The following is a 3,806-nucleotide window of genomic DNA, read 5'->3' as shown; positions in this document are numbered from 1 at the left end:
AAATCAAGACTAAAAAAATAAAAACACAGAAAAAACCTAGGCTCCCACGTCGTGTATATGTATACAACGTGGGAGCCTTTTTCAAATTTTATGTTTTAGAGTAAATCTATAAACTTTCATAAAGCTTCCCATTTACTCTTTTGATCTCATCTTTTAATATTTTATTTTCTTTCTCTAATTCCCGGATGCGTTCTCGAAAAACTTCAATTAAACTGTCTTTATTTTCATCATTCATAGACTTTTTCGTAACCTTTGAAGGTGGCATTTCCCTTTGTTGCTGTCGTAGTATTTCAATCCTTTTTCTCAGTTCAGGGTGATTATAGAGATACGATTTCGAAACACCAGCTGCTGTTGTAACTGTATTAAAATTGATTTTTTCATTCTGTTTTATTAATTGTTTTATTGCTTGTTCAACCTTCTCAGCTGTTTCTTCCTTTTTCTTTTTGGCAAACGCAATGACTGCCTCTGTATTTCTTTTGTGTTTCATTGCTTCATCACACTTTCTTGTGAATTCTTTGCTTGAAGTAATATTCTTTTAACACTAGTACCACGGTGCATCTTACCTACGGTAAGCTGATCCCTGATCATTATCAGATTAGCCAGTTGTTCTTGTGTCTTTTCGTTATATATTGGATAGTTCTTTGTGATTTCAATATGTTCTTCAACCTTTTTAATTTCACTCTCAAAGTCAGGCAGATTATCGGGTGTTGTACAAAAATTAGGACATGTTAAACATGGTGTAACCACGTAGGGACAGCCTTCTTTTTTCGATGCCAAACAATAGCCCAAAGGGACTCGCGCTGCCTCGATATTACTTTGAATGTATTCCCAATGGACTAGATCTTCATCCAAATCCATTTCTGAAACACTTGCCTTTCCAAGATCAACTCGTAATAGTTTACCCTTCTTTTCTTGAGCCTTTTGCCATTCATTTCTTAGGGTTTCATCTGAAATTTTGGCATACATCATGGTCATTTCCGGTGAAGAGTGGGCAAACCACTTCATGATATGGGTTACATTCATCCCAAGATTTATTAATTCTACTCCCTTTGTATGTCGGAAAGCATGGTTTCCAAAGTGATAGACATTTCCGCTTTGTTCAATAATATTATATCTTACTGCCCAACGATTTAATGCGTTCCGAATGCTGGCACCAGTGAATGGTTTGCCAATTCGTTTACCTTTTGTGCGAACAAATAAATACCCTTCGGGATTGTTTTCTTCTGTCGACTTATCTTTTGTTTGCTCAATTATGATTTGTATAAACCTTGCTGTTTCTTTGTCGATGGGGACACGATGTTGTTTTACATCAGTTTTTGGAATATCACCTTGTAAATAATAGCCTTTATTTGTGTTAATTAAACAATTCTTGAACCGAAGGTTTAAAATATCACTAATTCGCCAACCACTAGCTATAAGTAGTATTACAATAGGGAGATACTCCTTTTCACTCTTTGTCATTGGGGGAGTGAATTCATTTGGATTCTGGTTTAAAAGATCCTCCAATTGATTCATCACGGTTTCGGGTATATATTTAATTTGATTTTCATTTTGGGCTGTTCTTCTTGGAAAATCTTCCTTGAAAAACAATGTGGTAATAAGTTTTAATGGGGATTCGGGTCGTTCTGATCGTTGTAGATACTCTAAAAAGCGTTTTACCGACGATAATAAAACATGTTTATAAGAAGAACTTAAGGAAGCATTTTTCCCATTAAAGTAAATGAGATATTTTTCAACATCTATTCTTTTTAATCGTTTAAAATCTTTCCATTCTGGATGATCTTTTTGAACGAATTCGATAAAACAACTAATTCCTCTAAGGTGGTCTGCCAGTTTACCTTGACTCAAATGTGTTATTGAAAACAAACAATAGGCTTTTACTATTTGGCGGAACACGGAAGGGATTTTTTCAAATGAAATAAGATAGTCAGTTTTGTTTACTGTATACCTTGCATTCGGTATTTTTCTAAAATCCCATATATCCTTATCCATCTCTTCCCTTGTATCATAAAATTGGGATAAAAATTTATAAATCGAATTAAAAACGGTAATGGCAGTAGTATTTTGTCCTTTCCTATTTGTTATTTTAACTCCTTCGTTGGTCAAATAGGTCTTGTATTTGATTAAGCCTTGATTATATGGCATCTCTATAAAACTACAAACCTTCTGGTAATACTTATCTAAAAATAAACCTAAGTGCACAAATGAAGTTGAATAAACTACTATTGTGCCAAGGGATAAGTATTTATTCACTAATTGGTCTGCGAAATAGAATTTAATTTCATTCCTAATAGGAGTGGGAAGGGTCGTAAAGTTCAGTCTTCTTGGTTGTTTTAACGAAGAGCCCACAACATAGGAATCAAAAAATGGGTCTGTGAGATCCCATATATCCTTTAGGAAATGTCCTTGTAATTGATTTTGAATGGCCACCAATTTCTCTGGAGTTACACTAGGTTGATAAGTAGCAGTATTACTCATCAAAATTCTGCTCCCCTCTATGTTTTAGTTTCATGGCTTTTTCCCAGTCTTCCCTAACATCATCTTCAGATGGATGAATATACATTTGAACTGTTGTTTGAAAATGGGCGTGCCCTGCTCGTTTTTGAAGGGTTTCGGGTCGCATTTCACCAGTCTTCCATAACTCCGTTATATTTGTATGACGTAACATATGAGGTGTCGCATCTATTCCAGTTCTAGCTTCAAGACGATTAAAAAGAGATTGTACACTTTGATAATCAAGAGGGCTTCCCTTTAGTGCACCACTTAGCTTTATAAAAACAAAATTAGTATCAATATCATCAGTATGCGTGTCTAAAATATATTCACGATAAAGATTTGCTAGCTCATTTGATATATCAAGTGTTCGTGGGCTACATACAGTTTTAATTTCTGCCCCATTAATAAGTTCCCCACGATCTTTTATGGAGATTTTTTTTGCTGCAGGAACAATATCCGACAGGTGAAGTGACAGAGCTTCACCTATCCTTATACCAGTCTCATACATTAGAGCCAATAAAAATTTATCCCTTGTATTTCGACTGGCATTGATCAATATTTGGACTTGTTCAGTTGTCAAAACCTTTAATTTTTCCTTAGGTTCCTTTAGTTTAAGGATCATAATATTTTTTGTTTTATTTTTAAGGGTATGGTGGAGAAAACCCTTGAAGCTCCCTTGGGAAGCTAGTACTTGTCTTGTTAGACGATCAGATAAATCTAGCGAGTAATCCTCATGTCTCATGAGATAATCATAAAAGGCATAGACTTTATCTAAATAGATGTTAATAGTACTAGCCTTTCTTTTTTTAAAATCACTTTGGCGTATACCGACAATCTTTATATCCCGAAAGGGATTTTGAAGCCATCTAACAAACTCTGCCATTTCATCAATTCCTATATCGGTATAATCTGCCTGCTTTTGCTCCAAGAACTCAAAAAATAATTTCAATGCATAACAGTAAGACCGTAATGTATTTCTTGCAGAGCCCGTGTTGTCCTTATATTTAAGAAACTTTACAACAGGTTTAACAAACTCACCGTGTTGATCTACAAGTAAATATCTTAACTTTCCTTCGGAAGTTATGATCTCCTGAACTCTCACAAAAGACCCCCTAAATAAATTTTAAGAGGGGGAAACATACTTTTCTACACAATTGTTATCCCCCAAATATCAAATCGAAAATACTTTCGTATTATACTTTGACTACTTTATTTTTTGAATAGGGTTTTGTTGTCAATTATGTAAAATAAAAAGGGATAAACCCTACGTAGAATACGTTAAGGTCTATCCCTAATTATAGTTGTGTTTT

At 34.4% G+C, this 3,806-nt stretch carries 3 protein-coding genes; all 3 read right to left on the bottom strand.

Annotated elements, in window-relative coordinates; genetic code table 11:
* Positions 1-106: 106 nt before the first annotated feature.
* From CKJ95_RS20945 to CKJ95_RS20935, 3 genes are read right to left on the bottom strand one after another with little or no spacing between them, the layout of a single operon-like run.
* On the bottom strand, positions 107-487 hold the full coding sequence (locus CKJ95_RS20945; RefSeq protein WP_099355408.1) for a DUF6262 family protein: 381 nt from the start codon (positions 485-487) through the stop codon (positions 107-109).
* On the bottom strand, positions 484-2,478 hold the full coding sequence (locus CKJ95_RS20940) for a tyrosine-type recombinase/integrase (protein WP_099355409.1): 1,995 nt from the start codon (positions 2,476-2,478) through the stop codon (positions 484-486). Before CKJ95_RS20940 ends, CKJ95_RS20945 begins: the two co-directional genes overlap by 4 nt.
* Complete coding sequence (locus CKJ95_RS20935; protein WP_099355407.1) at positions 2,471-3,598, bottom strand: tyrosine-type recombinase/integrase; 1,128 nt, start codon at positions 3,596-3,598, stop codon at positions 2,471-2,473. Before CKJ95_RS20935 ends, CKJ95_RS20940 begins: the two co-directional genes overlap by 8 nt.
* Between the last annotated feature and the right edge of the window lie 208 nt (positions 3,599-3,806).

This window comes from Fredinandcohnia onubensis (assembly GCF_002734285.1).
In the GTDB taxonomy this organism is placed as follows: domain Bacteria; phylum Bacillota; class Bacilli; order Bacillales; family Bacillaceae_L; genus Ferdinandcohnia; species Ferdinandcohnia onubensis_A.
Note: the sequence above shows the minus strand (reverse complement) of the source record. Positions and strands in the feature narration are given on the sequence as shown.